The organism is Anaerolineales bacterium (assembly GCA_016928575.1).
In the GTDB taxonomy this organism is placed as follows: Bacteria; Chloroflexota; Anaerolineae; order Anaerolineales; family RBG-16-64-43; genus JAFGKK01.
The window spans coordinates 1-17502 of the sequence record JAFGKK010000061.1; the positions used below are offsets into that span (position 1 = coordinate 1).

Consider the following 17502-nt stretch of genomic DNA (forward strand, 5'->3'; position numbering starts at 1 on the left):
CCGCCCCTGTCCATCCATCATCCGACGAAAGGAGAATGTACCTTAATGGGGGTCTCTTTTTTGTCCGAATGATGGGGTCCACTTAAGTCCTTGAACCTGAAATACTATGTCGTTAGGTCCTGGGTTGCGTCCGTTCTTTTTCTTCCACTTATTCAAATATCGCATGAACCGGCTATCTTGAACCGGCATATTAGCTCCAGTAATGCAAAATTTCTCATCAAGATATGCATTCCATCTCTTGAAATCGATCGTATCATCAACTTCAGTATCAAAAATCTCGTGGTATGTATATTCAGAGCCCTTTCGAAACAATAATAGATTGTCATGTTTCTTTGCAAAGTAAGCATGTGTCTGCCCCTGAAAAGTTCGATAATGCCAAATTAAATCATTTACCAAATAAGGGCGACCAAATACTTCATCCATAACCAGCCGGACATATCCGTTTACCCTCCAATCACAATGTAAATAAATACTTCCGTTTTCCGCCAGCAAGTCCCGCATCAGGACCATTCGCTCGTAAATCATGGCGATGAAAGAATCCGCGCCCTGGCCCCAGGTGTCACGGTAGGCGATCTCCTCGAGGATGTTGGGCTTCTTTGTGAAGGTCTCATCGCCTATTTCAATATCCATCGAGAAATCCGCGCCCACATCGAAGGGCGGATCGATGTAAATAAGCTTCAACCCGCCTTGCTTTTCAATTTCTTCACGTAGCGGGCCGTTTTTCAGTGAGGAGAGGATTAGCTTGTTCTCGCCCCAGATGAGCTTGTTCGTCCACCCACTGAGCTGGCGGCCGCGGGTATCAAAAAGCCCCATTTGCAAAGCCGTATCCGCCGGTTTTTCAGCGCGCGGTTCGTCCACCTGCTCAATGACCTGGAAGGGTAAGACAATATTGCAGACCTCGCTAGTTTTACCGTTCCAAACCAGCTCAACTTCGCGCTTTTCATCGAACAGCAGGAAGCGGTATTTATCCGGAAGGGGCTTATCGGCTTCGAGGTAGCGGAGGATGTCCTGTCGTTCCTGTTCGGTGAGTCGTGGCATGAAGATCCCCTTCCAACTACTGAATCATCCTATTCGCAAGATGAAATGAGGAAATAAAGAATATTCTTAATCATACAGGTAAATATGTAAAAATCAAAGCATTATTGAGTGATGGATAGTCGCGCAAAGGAGGTAAACAATAATTATTCAGGTTATTGGCGCGGGCACCGACTAATTGGAATTGGACTGAATCACTACTATTACTCATAACTTGGATAATTATGACAAACAATTCACAACCTCCAATTATCCACCGGGCTCGCCCGCTTGTGCGCCGCGGCGATATCCACTTCGGCCAGACGGGCGTAATGGCGCACCATTTCCAGGCTGTGATGGCCGAGTAGATCCTGGAGGGTGAATACGTCCCCTCCATTGCGGAGGTAGTTTATCGCGAAGGTGTGGCGGAACTTGTGCGGGTGGGCCTTGATCCCCAGTTTCTTCCCGAGTTTCGTGATAAACAACCGCAGGCTGTTCCGGCAATACGGCTGCTGTTGGTTGTTCAGGAAAAGCGGCGCCTGCGGATCACGGGCGTCCGGCCTGTCCTTGAGATATTTCCATAAAGATCGCCGGATCTCATTCCCTACAAAGACGATCCGCCCACCTGCCCCGGATGCTCTGTCCGGGGTGCCCGCCCTTCGCCCCGCCCTCTTTTCCGGTGCGAATCATGACCCGGCCGGTCACCAGGCCTGCCCCGGCGCCTGTCCTCGCGAAGCATCGCCTCTCGATTCTGTTTTCTGAGAGGCGATGAATGCGCAGCGAGGGTGTACTAAGCCGGGGTCCACGTCGCCGATCCGCAAACTGGTGAATTCCGATGCGCGCAAGCCGGTATCCAGAAGAAACTTGATAACCGTCTGATCCCGGAGAGTGTATGGCCGGCGGGTTGTGAAAGCCTTGCGGTTGGAAGGCCGGCTTTCGCGTTTTTGGACACATCCCTTGACCATCGCCACGACCTCGTCCTTGGTGAAAGGCTCGATCGGTGGCGAGACGAATTTCGGGACTGGGATCCCCTTCATCGGGGTGGGAAATTCGAATTCCTCGCCGATCCACCGGAAGAAAGCTTGGAAGGTGACATAGATATTCCGTGTTGTTTTTGGTGAAAGCGGGTGTGTCTTTCCGTTCTTGCGGATGGGGACGTACTCGGTGGTTTTCCAGACCAGGTAGCGCTTCAGGTCTTGCGAGGTGATGCCGGGAACCTGGGTGTCGCCGCCGATGCGCGCCGCCCAATGCTCGAGGATATCCTTATAACTGCTGACTGTTCGCTGGCTTAACCCTTGCGCACCTGCCCCGCCGAAGGCGGGGTTCTTGTGAAGAATGAAGCCTTCGATCGCCTGGGAGACCGTTACCCCCCCTCGCATATTCGCTGCACCGGAAGAACTCCGGTTTCGCATGCTCCCCCGCTGCGGGATCGCGCAGGCTCCAAAATCAATTCGAGAGCCTGCGCCCTCCGCGGGGGCAGGCGGGGGGCAGGGGTTTTGCGGTCTGACGTTCATAGGAAAATCTCCTTCGAGAAGAAATTTTCCTATCTACAACCTCCGGGCTAATAAAAAACCACCGGCCTCGCGGTCGGTGGTTCCAAAAGGTAGCGGGGCTAGGATTCGAACCTAGGACCTCCGGGTTATGAGCCCGACGAGCTGCCACTGCTCTACCCCGCAGCGATGTCCCCCGGTCACGCGCCGGGATTGTAGCACTCCGCCGCCGTCCCGGTCAAGGTATCGGGGATTTTCCGCCAAACGGGTTTTCGAAAGGCTTATGTGTCTTTTGTGCTTTTTGTTGCCGATTACTTCCCCGTATTTCCCGGAATCTTCCGTGCTGGGATCTCCATCTCAATCGCGTACGGCGTAAACCCGATCGATTCGTAGAACGCGATCGCCGCCCGGTTCCCGCTCAACACGCCCACGGCGATCCGCTTATCCGCCGGCCAGATTTCTTCGCGCAGGATCCGCATCATCTCGCTCCCCACGCCGCGCCGCCGCATTCCCCGCTCGACGAAAATCTTCCGCAGGTGGACCGTGTCGGGATGCTCGCGGTGGATCGTGTGCAGCGCGTACCCCGCGGGCTTGCCCTCCGCCTCGAACAGCACCGTCCGGTAATCGCCCGCCAGGAACGCGCGCATCCGCTGTTCCAGCCAGGCGTCGGATTGAACGCGGTTGCGGTGCCCCTCGTCCTCCACCAGCGCGCGGTTCATCCGCGCCAGGAACGGGATATCCTCGGTGGTTGCGAAACGGTGTTGGATGATCATGAAGGATGAGAGGAAAACCTCTGGATGCCCGCTAAAAACATGCGGGTATGACGATCAAAACGTCACTCCCGCGTGCTTTACGCGGGGGTGGATGCCCGTTGCGTTTACCCCCGCTTGGCATGCGCGGGCGCCGACATGACGATCACTCGAGGTTCTGCTCCATGAGTCGATCATCGTCAGCCCATTTCACTCTCTGCACCGGAAAATCCTCCCCCAGCGCCAAACGGATGAAGCGCCGGAGAGAATCCGGATCGCCGCTGGTGAAGGCGCAGACCGACCCGGCCCCGCCGCCGCGCAATCCGCCTTCCGCCAGCAGCTGCTCCGTCTGCCGTGCGATCGCCGGCGAAGGATCCACGATGGTCACCCGCGGCCCCAGCACCTTCCGCAGGGCGCCCTCCACCAGCGGATAGTGCGTACAGCCGAGCACCAGCTCGTCGATCCCCTCATCCAGCAGCGGCTGCAGCCGCACGCGCAGGTACGTTTCGAGCTCCGGGCCTTCCGTCTCGCCGGCTTCGATCCGTTCCACCAGGCCGGGCAGGGTTTGGGGGATCACATGCACGCCCTTCCCGTAGCGGTCCACGGCGCTCGCGAACAGTTCGCCGTGGAAGGTGGCCTCCGTGGCGACCACGCCGATCACGCCGCTGTGGCTTTCCCGCGCCGCCGGCTTGACCGCCGGCTCCATCCCCACGAACGGAACTTCCGGATGCGCCGCCCGCAGCGGCTGCAGCGCCGCGGCCGAGATCGTGTTGCAGGCGACGACGATCAGCTTGGCGCCCCGCGCCAGCAGGAACGATGCGATCCCAAACCCGAGCCGGCGCACCTCCTCCATCGGGCGCGAGCCGTAGGGCGCGTGGGCTTGGTCCGCCGCGTAGAGAAAATCCTCGCCCGGCAGGCGCAGCCGCAGCTCGCGCAGGATCGTCAATCCGCCCACCCCCGTATCGAACACGCCGATGGGTGCCTTGTTCATGAAGGGGATTATACACGGGTGGTGAAAAAAAACAGACAGGCTGGACAGGTTTTTTCAGGATTTACAGGATGGGGATATAAAAATTACAGAGAGGAGATATGCAGAAATGAACGGTGAAGGGATCCTTAACCGGCTTATTTCACCAAAAGAGAAAATGAAATCCTGTCAATCCTCTTGGGTGTATCATCCTGCAAATCCTGTCCAGAAAAATAAAACGCGGCCCATCCGGACCGCGTCGTGGAAAAATCGCGATCGAACCCGCTTAGGCGTTGTCGCTCTTATCGTGCAGCCGCGCGCGCTTGCCCTTCAGGTTGCGCAGGAAGTAAAGCTGCGCCCGGCGCACTTTGGCGCCCTTCTGGACCACGATCTTATCCAGGCTGGGCGAGCGCAGCGGGAAGGTGCGCTCCACGCCGATCCCGTGCGTGGCGATGCGCCGCACGGTGATGCTCGATTGGCTTCCGCCCTTGCGCAGCCGGATGATCGTCCCGCGGAATTCCTGGATGCGTTCCTTCTCGCCTTCCTTGATCTTCACGTGGACGCTGACGGTATCGCCGGGATGCAGGTCCGGGACGTTTTTGTTGACGGGAAGTTCCAAAGCTTTTAATATTTCGCTCATTTCATCCGCCTGCCGGAACAGCAATTTGCCGCCAGAAACCTCCTGGACGGCATGCAGATTATACCACAGGCCCGGGAAGGTGCTGTCAAGCCCGATCCTCACCTCCTTCCCCCGTCCCCTTCCCTGTCTTCCGAGATGAGTCTGGAGAGGGGCAAGGGGCGCCCCGGCCGGGTGCGCTCCTCGCACGCCCGGATTCGGAGGGTTTTCGCAGATCATTCGCGCATTCCGGGAAGGCGCCGGGAGTCGTATAATTCACGGGATGTTCCAACGGACGATGGACTCGATCAACGCGCTGGTGGACCGGTTCCTGCATTGGGCCGGATCCCTGCCGGGGCGCCCGGCCGCCGGGGATACGCGGCCGGCCCGCGGACCCCGCAAATCCCTGAGGTCCCGCTACTTTCTACTGGCGGGGGCGATCGGGATCGTCTGCCTATGCTCCACCCTCGGGATCGGCGTGTGGTCGTACGCGCCGGTCGGCCCCCGGCCCGCCCTGGCCACCCTCACCCCCACCCCGTTCTATCCAGTGCGCGAAACCCTCACCCCCTTCGTCCCCGATCTCAGCGGTGGAGGCGAAATCCCCACTCCGGACGGCGCGGGCCTGCTCACGCCCACCCCCCCGATCGCCAACGTCCCTTGGGCTCCCTACGCCGGACCGATCTACCCCGCCCTGACCCAGATCCCCACCCCGCAGGAGGTCTTCGTCACCGGCGACGACATCATGAACGTGGCCGTGCTCGGCAGCGACCTGCGCCCCTCCGGCCTGGGCGGCTTCCGCACCGACACCATCATGATCCTGATCCTCAACAAAACCGCGAAGAAGGCCGCCCTGGTTTCCTTCCCGCGGGATCTCTACGTCTACATCCCGGCCTACGGCATGGAACGGATCAACATGGCCTTCCCCGGAGGATTCACCCTCAACTACCCCGGCGGCGGGTTCGGCCTGTTCCAGGATACGATGAAATACAACTTCGGCCTGACCATCCACCATTACGCGATGATGAACTTCTGGGGCTTCAAGGACCTGATCGACAAGCTGGGCGGGATCGACGTCTACTGCGCCTACGGCCTGCACGACACCCGCCAGGGCTATCCCAACGGCTACGGCGTCGCCGCCGGCTGGAACCACATGGACGGGGAAACCGCCCTGTGGTACGTCCGCTCGCGCTACACCTCCAGCGATTTCGACCGTGTCCGCCGCCAGCAGGAGGTCCTGCTCGGCATCTCACAGACCCTGCTGAACAAGAACGTCCTTTCCAACCTCCCGGGCTTCTTCGTCACCCTGGCCCAATACGTGGAAAGCGACCTGACTCTTGAGGCGATCCTGCCCTTCGCGGAAATGGCCGCTTCGGTCTCTCTCTCTTCCATCCAGCGGGCCAGCATCGTCCCCAAAGCTTATGCCACCGATTGGATCACACCCGACGGGAAGATGGTGGCGCTCCCCAATTACCCCGCCATTCACGATCTGCTGGCCGGCCTGCTGGCCGGCTGACCCTGTCCCTTCCCGTGTCATTCCGAGGCCGCGGGAGCGGCCGAGGAATCAGCCCTTCCGTCATGCGCCGCCGATTCCTCGCCGCCCTTCCAGGGCTCCTCGGAATGACACTGCGCCGGGGGTCGAAGTCCGCTTGACTCCCCGGCCCTCCCGGCATACATTGGATTCATCCGGCCGCTCCCGCCCGTGTGCGGCGGGATTACCGCCGGAACCTGGAGAGAAATGCCCGTCTTGCCGGAGAACCCGACGCCGAACCCGGACCGCATTTTGCAGTCCGGGGATTCCCTGAGCGCCGCCATCGCCGTGTGGGAACAATCCTTAAAGGAAGCCGGCAACACCCCCAACACGGTCAACGCCTTCACCGCCGATCTGCGGCTGATGATGCGCTACCTCGGCGGCGGCCGGGCGCTCTCCGGCGTTTCCACCCGCGACCTGCAGGATTTCTTCCATTGGATGGAAACCGAGCGCGGAGTCCCTTGCAGTCCGAAAACCTACTCGCGGCGGATCACCTCGGTCAAATCCTTCTTCCGGCGCATGCTGGAGACGGGGGTCCTCGCGGCCGATCCCGCCGTGCCGATCGTCCAACGCCTGGTGCAAAGCCCCCTGCCGGAGATCCTCACCTACGCCGAAGCCCGGCGGGTGCTGGCCGCCGCCCGCGCGATGCGCTCCGCTCCCGGGCCGGCCATTCTCCGCGGCCGCGGGGGTTCGAAAACCGATCCGAACCGGCGCCCGCCGCCGGGGAAGCCGCTTGCGGACGACCGGCCGTTCACCCTGGTCTCCCTGCTGCTGCAGACCGGAATCAAAAAAGGGGAATGCACCGGCTTGCGCATGAACCACATCGACTCCGGGGCCGGGGAGCCCTGCCTGTTCATCCGCTACGGAAATCCGCGCCAGCGCTTCAAGGAGCGCAAGATCGCGCTTTCGCGGGAGTGGGTGGAAAGCTACGCGCGCTACCTGGAGCAGTACGCGCCAACCGACCGCGTTTTCCCGTGGTCCCCGCGGCGCCTGGAATACCTGCTGGAGGAAATCGGCGCGCGGGCCGGGCTTGAAAAGCACCTTTCGTTTGACATGTGCCGCTGGACCTGCGCGGTGTTGGACCGCAAGCGCGGCCTGGAGCCCGATAAGGTCCGCCAAAAGCTGGGCCTCAGCCGGATGCAATGGCGCGAAGTGGGGAAGAAAATCGAACAGCTGACCTCCGCCGCCGGCGAAACGGCCGCTTCCGATGTGCTATACTCGCTGTCCATGGAGGACGGCGCGTGAACCTCGAAAGCGGCCGGGTCGGCCGGCACCTCGAAATCATCTACCACCTCAACCGCGAACTCGCCCGGCACCTCGATCTCTCCGAGGTCCTCAGCCGGACCCTCGAACTGCTCGTCCAATCCCTCAAAGCCTCCGGCGGCAGCATCGCGGTCATCGGCGAGGACGGAAACCTGCTGGACGCCTCGATGGCGGTCGGCGGATCGATCATCCCCAAAGCCGTCCAGCAGCTGGCCCCGGCTTTGCGCCAGGGCTTGGCCGGCTGGGTCCTCGGAAACGGCAAAGTCGCGCTGGTCGAGGACACCCAAAACGATCCGCGCTGGATCCCCACCGATCCGAAAGTCGCCCAGGCCCACACCCAAACTTCGCAGCCCACCCGCTCGGCGGTCAGCGCGCCCCTGCTTGGCCGCGAAGGCGTGGTCGGGGTGATCACCCTGGTGCACACCTCCACCAGCCACTTTTCCAGCGAGGACCTGCGGCTCCTGGCCGCCACGGCCGAGACGGTTGGTTTGGCGGTGGAAAACGCCCGGCTCTACACCTCGGAGCACCAGCGGCGGATGTTCGCCTCCACCCTCCAGGAGGTGGCGCATATCATCAACGCCACGCTGGAGCCGGAGAAGGTGTTCACGCTGATCCTCGACCAGCTTTCCCAGATCGTGACCTTCGATTCAGCCTCGCTCCTGCTGTTGGAGGGAGACCGGCTGAGGGTCGCCGCCTCGCGCGGATTCGCCGACCCCGCGGTGTTCGAAGATTTCTATTTCCCCTTCCAGCCGGAGAATCCCTCCTGGCGCACGATGAAGGACCGCAAAGCGAAAGTGATCGACGACGTCCAGCAGACCGCCGGCTGGCACGTCAACGAAGCAATCCCCGAATCCAAGAAGATCCGCGGCTGGCTCGGCGTGCCGCTGCTCGTGCACGACAAGCCGGTGGGGCTGATCTCGATCGACAGCCACAAGCCCGCGGCCTACACGCCCGGTGACGCCGGCCTGGCGACGGCCTTCGCCGACCAGGCCGCCACCGCGGTGGCCAACGCGCGGCTGTATTCCGAGAGCCAACAGCAGACTCGGACCATGGCGATGATGGCCGAAACGACGCGGATGATCGTTTCCAGCCTCGACCTGAACGAGGTGCTCAAGGAAGTGCTCAGCCGGGTGGTCGCCTTCCTCGGGGTGGAGGCGGGATCGATCGCGCTGATCGACGAGGCCAGCGGCGACCTGGTGTTCCGCAGCGCCACCGGACCCAAGGCCGCCGCCCTGCAGGGCCGCCGGCTGAAGCCCGGCCAGGGCTTGGCCGGGTGGGTGGTGCAGAACGGCCGGCCGCTCGTCGTCGCCGACGCCCGGCTCGACGAACGATTCGACGCCGCCTTCGACAACCAAACCGGGTTCGTCACCCGTTCGGTCGCCTGCGTGCCGATCCTCCTCCGCGAGCAAATCCTCGGCGCGGTCGAGGTGATCAATCCGCTCAGCGGGGCCTTCAGCGAGCAGTCGGTCCAGGTGTTGGAATACCTCACCGGGCTGGCGGCCTCGGCCATCTCGCACGCCCAGCTCTTCGCCCAAACCCGCGCGGCCGAACAGCGCTACCTGACCCTCTTCCAAGACAGCATCGATCCGATCCTGATCAGCGACCTCGACGGCAAGATCGTCGACGCCAACGCCCAAGCGGCGCAGTTCACCGGCTACTCCCGCGAGGAACTGCTCAAGCTGCGGATTCAGGCCCTCCATCCGGTCCACACCGCCAAACTCGGCCAGCGCTTCGGCGACATCAAACACGGCGAGGTGCGCAGCTACGAATCCCGCCTGCGCACGCACAGCGGCAAGCAGGCGCCGGTCGAGCTCTACGTCAAGCGCATCCCGGGGCCGGAGCCGGATCAGGATACGGTGCAGTGGATCGTCCGCGACATCGCCCAGCGCGCCGACCTCGACGAACTGCGCTCCGACCTGACCTCGATGCTCTTCCACGACATGCGCTCGCCCCTCGGCAACGTCATCTCCAGCTTGCAGCTGCTCAACGATCCGCCGCCGGCTGACGAAACCGTTCGCTCCCTGCTGACCATCTCGCTGCGCTCGGCGCGCCGGCTTTCGCGGATGATTGATTCGCTCCTGGACCTGCGTCGCCTGGAGGAAGGCCGCGCGGTGATCAAGCGCACAAAGGTCTCTCTGGCCGCGCTGGCGGCTGAGGCCGTTGAGGAGGCCCAGCCGGTGGCGGAGGGCAAGGGCATTATCCTGCAGATGGGCATCCCGCTTTCGCTGCCGAGCGTGGAGGCCGATTCCGACATGATCCGCCGGGTGATCAGCAACCTGCTCGACAACGCGGTGAAATACACCCCCGGCGGCGGAAGCATCCGCCTGACGGCCGAACCGGACGGGTCGAACGTGTGGTTCTCGGTGAGCGACACCGGGCCGGGAATCCCGGCCGAGGAGCGCCACCGAATCTTCGACAAATACAGCCGGATCGAGCGCATCGGCGCGCCCAAAGGGCTCGGCCTCGGCCTGGCCTTCTGCCGCCTGGCGGTCAAAGCCCACGGCGGACGGATTTGGATCGATTCGCCGGCGGAGGGCGGAGCCGCCTTTCGCTTCAGCCTGCCGCAGACGGCGGCCGCCGAAGAGGCATCCCCGCCCGCCGCCGCAGACTGAACGGCCGCTCGACCGGCGCCGGCTGTAGATCATCCCGCGCAAGCGGAACCATTCCATCCTTTTCCGGAGGCCGCATGCCCCGACTTCCCGCACACGTGCTTTTTGAATCCGGCTGCCACGGCCATGGCGTGGCGGCGGTGGTCGGCTCGCAGAATATCCTGTGCATCGACACCCCCATTCTGCCGATGGAGGCGGAAGCCTGGCGCAAGCGGCTGCTCGAGAAGGGCCGCCCGATCGCCTTCATCGTCCAAATGGATTCTTCCCCGGACCGGGCCTTCGCCGCCGCCCACCTGGCTTCGCTCTACGAAGGCCAGCCCCCCACTCTGCTGGCGCACCAGCAGACGACCGACGCGGTCAAGACCCTCCAGGATTCCCTGAAGAACAATCCCCTGCTCGGCGCGCTGGAAGCTTCCTCCCTGAACCTGGATCCGCTGTCTCTGCGTTGGCCCCGTCCGGCGATGGCCTTCAACCGGTCGATGACGCTCCATTGGTCGCCGTCGGAGATCGTCCTGCACCACGCGCCGTCGACCGTGCCCGGCGCGTGCTGGGTCCACCTGCCGAAGGAAGAGATCCTCTTTGTCGGGGATTCCCTCTCCTCCGCGCTTCCCCCGCTGCTGCACGAAGCCCGGTTTGAATCCTGGCTGGAGACCCTGACCGCACTGCGGCGCGCGCCGTTCAAGGGTTGCCGCCTGATCTGCTCGCACGGCGGCTGGATCGACTCGGACGGCGTCGCCAAGTTCTCCAATTTCCTGCGCGCCGCCCAACGCAAAGCCGCCGCGATCCGCGAGAAGCCCGATCCGCAGAAGGAGATCGCCCAGGCCGCCCTGTCCCTGCTGGAGTTCTTCACCTTTCCGTCTGAGCGCAAGGAATGTCTCCTGCGCCGCCTGCAGACCGGCCTGCGCCTGCTCTGGGAACGCGAACACACGCCCGCTGCCACCCAGCCTTAGCCCCCCGAGAGAATAACTCGGCATTTCTTTACTCGAGAAGCTTCTCTCCTCGCCCTTGATCCTCGAGCGTCAAGGACCTGACGGGTGTAATGGATCTGTCAGGTGCCGGATTTTCGAGATCCGGGCGGGGATTATCAAGCCTCTCTCCCAATGAACTGATAACTACCGGGCTCTGGCGGAGGTAAAGGATCCGCGCCGGAGGATTCTCCGACGCGGTTTTGCTCCAAGTTGAGATCCCTGAAAAGTCGGAACAAATACCCCTTTTCGTGGATGGTGGGCTCTGCTTGAAAATATGGGGGCGTTTTCGGTTGTTTTCGCCCGGCTGCCTGTCCTGAGCGGTCTTGCGAAGGAATGCCGGGCATAATATCCGCGCCCGGGGCTGAAGCCCCGGGCGTCTTTTTTTCTTGGATACCATGATCCTTTACGCCGGCGGCGTGACCCAATTGACTCCGAAGTTGACCGTTTCCACCTCGCCCGCGGTCAGCGTGACCGTCACCGGATTAGGCGAAGTGATGTAGAAATCGATGCCCCCGCCGAGGTAGCGCACGCAATACGTCCCGACCGGAATGTTCTCGAATGCATACGCCCCCGAGGCGCCGATCGCGGCGGATTGATAGCCGGCGGAGGGACAGGCCCCCTGACCGAGCTGCACCTCGCCGTGCGGGTAGATCGGTTCGTTGGCGTCCCGCACCCCGTTGTCGGTCATGGCGGGCGGATTGGCATGGTAGTAATCGCGGAAGATCACGCCGTTGATGGTTCCGAAATACATACACAATCCCGCTTCCGTACCGGTCGGCGTGAAGCCGAAGGCGTCCCGGCAGGTGTTATCCAATCCCCAAATTTCTTTCAATGGATACAAGGTTGTCTGGACCGGAAGCGGCGAGCCGGCCTCCTTTTGGGTGAAATGATCGTTGTAGTCCATCCAAGCCGGGTTCCGGATCCCCAGATCCGCCAGTCCGTTCCACAGGAACTGCGATGCGTTGTTTACCACCGAGTACTTGAAAGCCAATTGCACCTTCTTGCCCCCCTCGATCTGTCGGATCCAGGCCAAGTCCGGATCGGCCCCCTGCCCGGCGGCGAACAGGTTTTCATCGTACCCGTCGGCCTGGTCCCAAGGGGCGTTGGAAACCTGCGCCGTCGGCCCGCCCACGTCGTAATTCGTGTCCCTCCAAACCTCCACCCCGTCGGTGGTCCACTCGCCGCTTGGCGGAGACGCCCCCCAGATCAGGTAATCCCCGCGGTCGTCCTTGTTGAGGTCGAACTCCGCGCCGTACATCGTCTGCCGGATTCCCTCCGCGCGCGGTTCGAGGAATTCGAAGGTGACGTACACCCACGGCGACGCGATCTTCAGATCCACCCGTTTCAGATCCACATCCGAAAGGTATTCCATCTCCTCGGCGGTGAACGGCCGCTCCCAGCGGTTGTTGTGGTATTCGTCCCCGCCGATCGCCTTCTTCTGCGGGGCGTAGGGCTTGGTGTCGAAGTCGGTGATGTAGCGGGTGGTTCCGGAGGGATTCTGCGGCGTAACCAAGTGGACGATCGTGTAGGTGGAAGTGGGTGTGGGCGTCGCTGTATCGGCGGGTTCGGGAATATCCGCGGGGCTCTCGGCGGTTTCCCCGGACGGGCTTCCGCCGGTCTCGGCGGTCGGGGTGGCCTTTGGCTCGGGCGATCCCGCGCCGGCCGCATTCTCGGTCAGATTGCATGCCAGCATCATCAGCAGGAGAAGAGGAAGCAACACACAGAATCGATTCGGCGTTTTCGATTTACACATCTCCTCCTCCTTTGGAATAGCCTCAAATCCGCCCCTGCGGTCGAGGATCAACCAAGTGTTTGGAACCCCTCCGCCCATGTTTCTTTCAGTGTAGTACAAACCTCCGGCATCCACAAATTCCGGCCTCCCGGCGCACTTTCCGCCGGGTCCGCTCGCGCCCATCCGCAGATTGCATCGCCGCGTCCGCGCATTCCGGAAGGCATCTGCCCCCGGGGTCCGCCTTTGCGCTCGAGATCCGGAGCACAGCCTGCCCACGGGCCGCGCAAGGAGCCGTCGCGGAATCCCACCGTCCCCCCGCGGATGCCGAACCACCCACGGCGCGCCTATGGAAAATCGCGGCCGCGCCCGCCGCGGCTGCTTAAAAGCCCCCCGGCGGGCACCCGAGTTCCACGTAGATGCCGATGTTCACCACCTCGCTCTCGCCCGCGGCCAATTCCACCGTCACCGGATGCGGCGTGGTGTATTCGATCCACCCGGCGTATTCGTGGCTGACGCAATAGGTCCCGGCCGGAACCTCCGTGAAGGAGAACCGCCCGTCGGCGCCGGGCGCCGTGCTGCGGTATCCGGAAGAGGGGCAGGCCCCCTGGCCGAGCGTGATCTGCCCGGCGTCGGATCCCGGCTCGCCGTCGTCGATCACCCCGTTGTGCCAGCCGGCAAGGTTGTCGCAGGTCCCATCGAGCCAAAGCCTACCGGAGATGGTGCCGTTGTACATGCACAGCCCCGGTTCGGTGCCGGACGGCGTGAAGCCGTAGGCGTCGCGGCAGGTGTTGTCCAGTCCCCAGATCCCTTTCAGCGGGTACAGGTCGGCTTGCGCCGGAAACGGCGACCCGGCCTCGGCCGCGGTGAAGTGATCGTTGTAATCGAACCAGTCCGAGCGCCGGATCCCCGCGTCCGCCAAACCGTTCCAGAGGAACGCTGACGCGTTCCCCAGCGCGGAATATTTGAACGCCAGCTGAACCTTCGCCCCGCCCTCGGTCTGCCGGATCCACGCCAAGTCCGGATCCGCCCCCTGCCCGTCGGCGAACAGCTTACGCTCGTATCCGTCCGCGTTCGAAGCCGGCGGATCGCCCGCCTGCGGGTGCGCGCCGCCCACGTCGTTGTTCCCGTCTTCCCACGCCTCCACCCCCTGCACGGTCCAATCGGCGCCGGAAGGGGAAATCCCCCACACCAGAACGTCCCCGCGGCCGTCCCGGTCCAGGTCGAATTCGCCCCCGTACACCGTCTGCCCCACCCCCGCCGCGCGCGGGGCGATGAAGAAGAAGGTCAGGTAGATCCACGGTTCCACGATCCGCAATTCCACCCGCTCCAGGTCCACGTCGGAAAGGTACTCCATCGCTTCCGCCGTGTACGGCCGCTCCCAGCGGTTCCCGGCGAAGATGTCCGATCCGGAAGGCGCCCGCTTCTGCGGCGCGTAGTCGCGGGTGACGGGGTCGGTGACGTAACGCGTCGTACCGCCCGCGCCCGGCGGCGTGTTCAGGTGGGCGACGGTGAAGGTCGGGGAGGGCTCCACCGGGCCGGATTCCGCCGTCCCGGAAGATGGGGGGCCGGCCTGCTCCGTTTCCGATCCGCCTCCCCCGCCCGATTCCGGCGTCGCCGTCACGTAGACCACCTCCCCGGTCGCGTCGCCGGAAACGACGCACGCCCCACCCGCGATCGCGAGCAGGAACCCCAGCGCCGCCAACGACCGCCACGGGGGTGCGGCGGACTTCGTCTTGCCTGCAGTGTATTCGATCATGCAACCTCCAGAGGGGGACAAGATTAGGTTTTCGGTTCTTTGCGTGGGAGACTCCGGGACGTCAACATAATCCCACTTCCGCGCCCGTCGGGGCATACCCGTAGGCGTCGCGGCAGGTGTTGTCGATTCCGAACAGCGCCGCCAGCGGGTAATAATCCGGCTGGATCGGCAGCGGCGAACCGGCTTCGCCCTGGGTGAAGCGGTCGTTGTAATCCATCCAATCCGGCCGGCGCACGCCGAAATCGGCCAGGCCGTTCCACAGAAAATGGGCCGCGTTCTTGATCGCGAGAGACTTGAACCCCAGCTGGACCTTCGCCCCCCCTTCCACGCGGCGGATCCACGCCAGGTCCGGATCGGCCCCCTGCCCGCCGCGGAACAGGTTCTGATCATACCCGGTCCCGCCCGTCCAAGGGGCGTTGGTCATCTGCGGCGAGGGGCCGCCCACGTCCCCGTCGAAATCCGTCCACACCTCCACGCCTTCCACCGTCCACTCCACCCCGGAAGGCGACGCCCCCCAGATCAGGTAATCCCCGCGCCCGTCCAGGTCGGTGTCGAATTCGGCGCCGTACATCGTCCGGCCGATACCCTCCGCCCGCGTTCCGGAGGCGAAGAACGTCACGACGATCCACGGCGGGTCGATCCGCAGTTCCGCCCGGACCAGGTCCACGTCCGGGAGATAGTCCATCGTCCCGGAGGTGTAGGGCCGTTCCCAGCGGTTGTGTTGATACTCGTCCGAACCGGAGGCGACCCTTTGCTGCGGCGCGTAATCCCGCGTATCGGGGTCGACGATGTAGCGCGTGGCGCCGCTCCCGGCGGGCGGCGTGGTCGTGTGCGCGTGGGTGGGGGTCGGGGACGGCGACGGCGTTCCGCTCGGCGCCGCCGTCTCCGCCGGAGGGAGGGAGAGGCTCTCCGTCGGCGTGTCCGCGCGGATATCCGGGGAAGCGGCTGTCGCCGACAGGAACCTGCCCCCGGCGGATGTAGAGTATTGGAAGATGGAGTGCGCCAGCGCGGTCTGAGTCGCCGGAAGGGAATCCCCGGCGGCGGCCGCGGCCCGGCAGCCCAGCAGGCACGCCAGGACCGGGATCAGCCAAAGCCTGCGGCGGCGGTGACGGCGGGGGATGAACATCGGCGCAAGCATCCGGCGGAAAGTCCGCCCATTGTATGTCCCATCCGTCCGCGGTGCAACCGGCGCGCAAGGAGCGCAGGGCCGCCCAGCCGCTCCGTCTTCCCCCCCCACCCGGCCGCCGGATCGGAAAAATCCACAAAACGGGAGGACCCTGAACAACTGCGCGGCATCAAGGACCGCAATCCCGGCCCCGCACAGCGGGGGAAGGCGCGGGGCATCCCGCATCCCGCCAAAGCCGGATAAAAACGAAGCGGCCGAGACCGGCCGCTCCGTGATCTGCGGAGAACGTATGCCGCCCGCGCCTATGCCGTCGGCGTCGGCGTGGCGGTCGAGGTATCGGTCGCGGTCGCGCTGGCCGTCGCGTACGGATCCGCTGTCGACGTTTTGGTCGGGGTGGCCGTGCGCGTCGGCGTGGCGGTGCGGGTCGGGCCGGGGGTCCGGGTTTCGGTCGGGGTCGGCGCCACTCCCAGATCGTCGATCCGGATCGTGACGATCCGGTCGTTGGTGGTGATCTTGTTCGCGTTGTCCAACGCCTCTTTGTTCGCCAGCCGGCCGAAGGCGGTGTTCTTCCCGTCCAGGACCTTGTTGGTCACCAGCAGGATGTAGAGCTGGCTGGCGCTGGAATCCTCGCCGTCCTCGGCCAGCCAGTAGCCGAGGGCTCCGGCCTCGTTGGGACAGCCGGCTTCGTGCGGGATGGTGTAGCCGATGTCGCTTTCCGCCAAGCCGGCGGGCTGGCCGGTGAGCAGGAACTTGTGCCGTTCGACGTAGTTGAAGGGGAAGCTGTCCCAATAGCCCATCCGCGCCAGGACCACGAAGTTGTTCACGCTTTGCGGCGCTTCGGCGGCGCACAGATCGAAGACCAGCAGGCCTTGGGTGGTGTAGACCGAGGCCTGGTAGGCGTGGGTCGGATCGATGGCCATGTTCGGCGGGCCGGTGAACAGGTCGCCGCGGGCGGTCACTTCAAGGGTCGCCAGCGACCTCACGTCCGTCGTCGGCCGAGGGTATTTCAGCGTGGCGGTCGCCGTCGGGGGCGGCAGCAGGCTGAAGGGGCTTTCCTCGATCGTCACCGAATACAGCGCATCCCCGGGCGTGGTCGGATTGGCCGAGGGATCCCGGAGCGTGATCGAAAGCACCACGTCCATGCCGGAAACCACCTGGCCGAAGATCGTGTAGCGGCCGTCCAATTCCGGATACTCCTTGAAGGTGATGAAGAATTGGCTGCCGTTGGTGTTGGATCCGTAGTTGGCCATCGCCAGCACGCCCGGCTTGTCGAACTTCAGGTCCTCGCTGATCTCGTCGTCGAACGTGTAGCCGGGCCCGCCGCTCCCGGTCCCGCTCGGATCGCCGCCCTGGGCCATGAAATCCGCCAGCACGCGGTGGAAGGTGGTGTTGTTGTAGTATCCCTGGCGGGCCAGGAACACGAAATTGTTCACCGCGAAGGGCGCCTGTTCCGCAAAGAGCTGGATCCGGAAATCGCCCTTAACCGTTTTGAAATTGGCGATATAGATCTTCGTTTTGTCGATGAGCATCGGCGGAGGATTGGCCCACTTCATCTGGGTGGTGAGCGGGGTCCCCAATCCGCGCAGGTCCGCCGGCGTGGGGGTGGTGGTGGCGGTTTGGCAGGCCGCCAGCGCCGCTGCGGCCGCCAGCGCCGCGAGGACGGTCCGGGAATTGCAAAGCATGC

14 protein-coding genes and 1 tRNA gene are annotated in these 17502 nt (G+C 63.5%); 4 read left to right on the plus strand and 11 right to left on the minus strand.

Annotated features, from left to right (window positions below):
- Positions 1–42: 42 nt before the first annotated feature.
- The 7 genes from JW929_07890 to rplS all read right to left on the minus strand — a co-directional run bounded on the left by JW929_07890 (position 43) and on the right by rplS (position 4860).
- Positions 43–1038, minus strand: a complete 996-nt coding sequence (locus JW929_07890; GenBank protein ID MBN1439313.1) for a site-specific DNA-methyltransferase — start codon at positions 1036–1038, stop codon at positions 43–45.
- A 233-nt stretch (positions 1039–1271) separates the two neighbouring features.
- Positions 1272–1631, minus strand: coding sequence for a site-specific integrase (locus JW929_07895; protein MBN1439314.1), 360 nt, complete (start codon positions 1629–1631; stop codon positions 1272–1274).
- Positions 1632–1715: 84 nt separating this feature from the next.
- Complete coding sequence (locus JW929_07900) at positions 1716–2393, minus strand: hypothetical protein (GenBank protein MBN1439315.1); 678 nt, start codon at positions 2391–2393, stop codon at positions 1716–1718.
- A gap of 225 nt (positions 2394–2618) precedes the next feature.
- A tRNA-Met gene (locus tag JW929_07905) sits at positions 2619–2690 on the minus strand.
- 125 nt (positions 2691–2815) lie between these two features.
- A complete protein-coding gene (locus JW929_07910; protein MBN1439316.1) occupies positions 2816–3277 on the minus strand; it encodes a GNAT family N-acetyltransferase in 462 nt (153 codons plus the stop codon).
- Positions 3278–3419: 142 nt separating this feature from the next.
- The gene (murI, locus tag JW929_07915; protein ID MBN1439317.1) at positions 3420–4244 is read right to left on the minus strand and encodes a glutamate racemase; all 825 of its coding nucleotides are present in this window, start codon (positions 4242–4244) and stop codon (positions 3420–3422) included.
- Between the two features lie 262 nt (positions 4245–4506).
- The gene (rplS, locus tag JW929_07920) at positions 4507–4860 is read right to left on the minus strand and encodes a 50S ribosomal protein L19 (protein MBN1439318.1); all 354 of its coding nucleotides are present in this window, start codon (positions 4858–4860) and stop codon (positions 4507–4509) included.
- A gap of 274 nt (positions 4861–5134) precedes the next feature.
- On the opposite strand from rplS, the gene JW929_07925 reads away from it, so the two are divergent.
- The 4 genes from JW929_07925 to JW929_07940 all read left to right on the plus strand — a co-directional run bounded on the left by JW929_07925 (position 5135) and on the right by JW929_07940 (position 11186).
- Positions 5135–6349, plus strand: a complete 1215-nt coding sequence (locus tag JW929_07925) for an LCP family protein (GenBank protein ID MBN1439319.1) — start codon at positions 5135–5137, stop codon at positions 6347–6349.
- A 222-nt stretch (positions 6350–6571) separates the two neighbouring features.
- Entirely contained in the window at positions 6572–7609 is a 1038-nt protein-coding gene (locus JW929_07930; protein ID MBN1439320.1) for a site-specific integrase, read from the plus strand.
- Positions 7606–10239, plus strand: a complete 2634-nt coding sequence (locus tag JW929_07935; GenBank protein ID MBN1439321.1) for a GAF domain-containing protein — start codon at positions 7606–7608, stop codon at positions 10237–10239. Before JW929_07930 ends, JW929_07935 begins: the two co-directional genes overlap by 4 nt.
- Positions 10240–10313: 74 nt before the next feature.
- A complete protein-coding gene (locus JW929_07940) occupies positions 10314–11186 on the plus strand; it encodes a hypothetical protein (protein MBN1439322.1) in 873 nt (290 codons plus the stop codon).
- 421 nt (positions 11187–11607) lie between these two features.
- On the opposite strand, the gene JW929_07945 is transcribed toward JW929_07940, so the two are convergent.
- The 4 genes from JW929_07945 to JW929_07960 form a co-directional block, all read right to left on the minus strand.
- Positions 11608–12957, minus strand: coding sequence for a hypothetical protein (locus JW929_07945; protein MBN1439323.1), 1350 nt, complete (start codon positions 12955–12957; stop codon positions 11608–11610).
- A gap of 358 nt (positions 12958–13315) precedes the next feature.
- The gene (locus JW929_07950; protein ID MBN1439324.1) at positions 13316–14692 is read right to left on the minus strand and encodes a carboxypeptidase regulatory-like domain-containing protein; all 1377 of its coding nucleotides are present in this window, start codon (positions 14690–14692) and stop codon (positions 13316–13318) included.
- Positions 14693–14753: 61 nt separating this feature from the next.
- Positions 14754–15818 carry a hypothetical protein gene (locus tag JW929_07955; GenBank protein ID MBN1439325.1) on the minus strand — a complete coding sequence of 355 codons (1065 nt, stop codon included), beginning with the start codon at positions 15816–15818 and terminating at the stop codon, positions 14754–14756.
- A 302-nt stretch (positions 15819–16120) separates the two neighbouring features.
- A complete protein-coding gene (locus JW929_07960; GenBank protein ID MBN1439326.1) occupies positions 16121–17500 on the minus strand; it encodes a peptidylprolyl isomerase in 1380 nt (459 codons plus the stop codon).
- Between the last annotated feature and the right edge of the window lie 2 nt (positions 17501–17502).

What these genes read in the sequence shown, in the direction of transcription:
- JW929_07890 (MBN1439313.1), bottom strand. Translation starts at nt 1,038, where the DNA reads ATGCCACGACTCACCGAACAGGAACGACAGGACATCCTCCGCTACCTC.
- JW929_07900 (MBN1439315.1), bottom strand. Translation starts at nt 2,393, where the DNA reads ATGCGAGGGGGGGTAACGGTCTCCCAGGCGATCGAAGGCTTCATTCTT.
- JW929_07910 (MBN1439316.1), bottom strand. Translation starts at nt 3,277, where the DNA reads ATGATCATCCAACACCGTTTCGCAACCACCGAGGATATCCCGTTCCTG.
- murI (MBN1439317.1), bottom strand. Translation starts at nt 4,244, where the DNA reads ATGAACAAGGCACCCATCGGCGTGTTCGATACGGGGGTGGGCGGATTG.
- rplS (MBN1439318.1), bottom strand. Translation starts at nt 4,860, where the DNA reads ATGAGCGAAATATTAAAAGCTTTGGAACTTCCCGTCAACAAAAACGTC.
- JW929_07925 (MBN1439319.1), top strand. Translation starts at nt 5,135, where the DNA reads ATGGACTCGATCAACGCGCTGGTGGACCGGTTCCTGCATTGGGCCGGA.
- JW929_07930 (MBN1439320.1), top strand. Translation starts at nt 6,572, where the DNA reads ATGCCCGTCTTGCCGGAGAACCCGACGCCGAACCCGGACCGCATTTTG.
- JW929_07940 (MBN1439322.1), top strand. Translation starts at nt 10,314, where the DNA reads ATGCCCCGACTTCCCGCACACGTGCTTTTTGAATCCGGCTGCCACGGC.
- JW929_07945 (MBN1439323.1), bottom strand. Translation starts at nt 12,957, where the DNA reads ATGTGTAAATCGAAAACGCCGAATCGATTCTGTGTGTTGCTTCCTCTT.
- JW929_07950 (MBN1439324.1), bottom strand. Translation starts at nt 14,692, where the DNA reads ATGATCGAATACACTGCAGGCAAGACGAAGTCCGCCGCACCCCCGTGG.
- JW929_07955 (MBN1439325.1), bottom strand. Translation starts at nt 15,818, where the DNA reads ATGTTCATCCCCCGCCGTCACCGCCGCCGCAGGCTTTGGCTGATCCCG.
- JW929_07960 (MBN1439326.1), bottom strand. Translation starts at nt 17,500, where the DNA reads ATGCTTTGCAATTCCCGGACCGTCCTCGCGGCGCTGGCGGCCGCAGCG.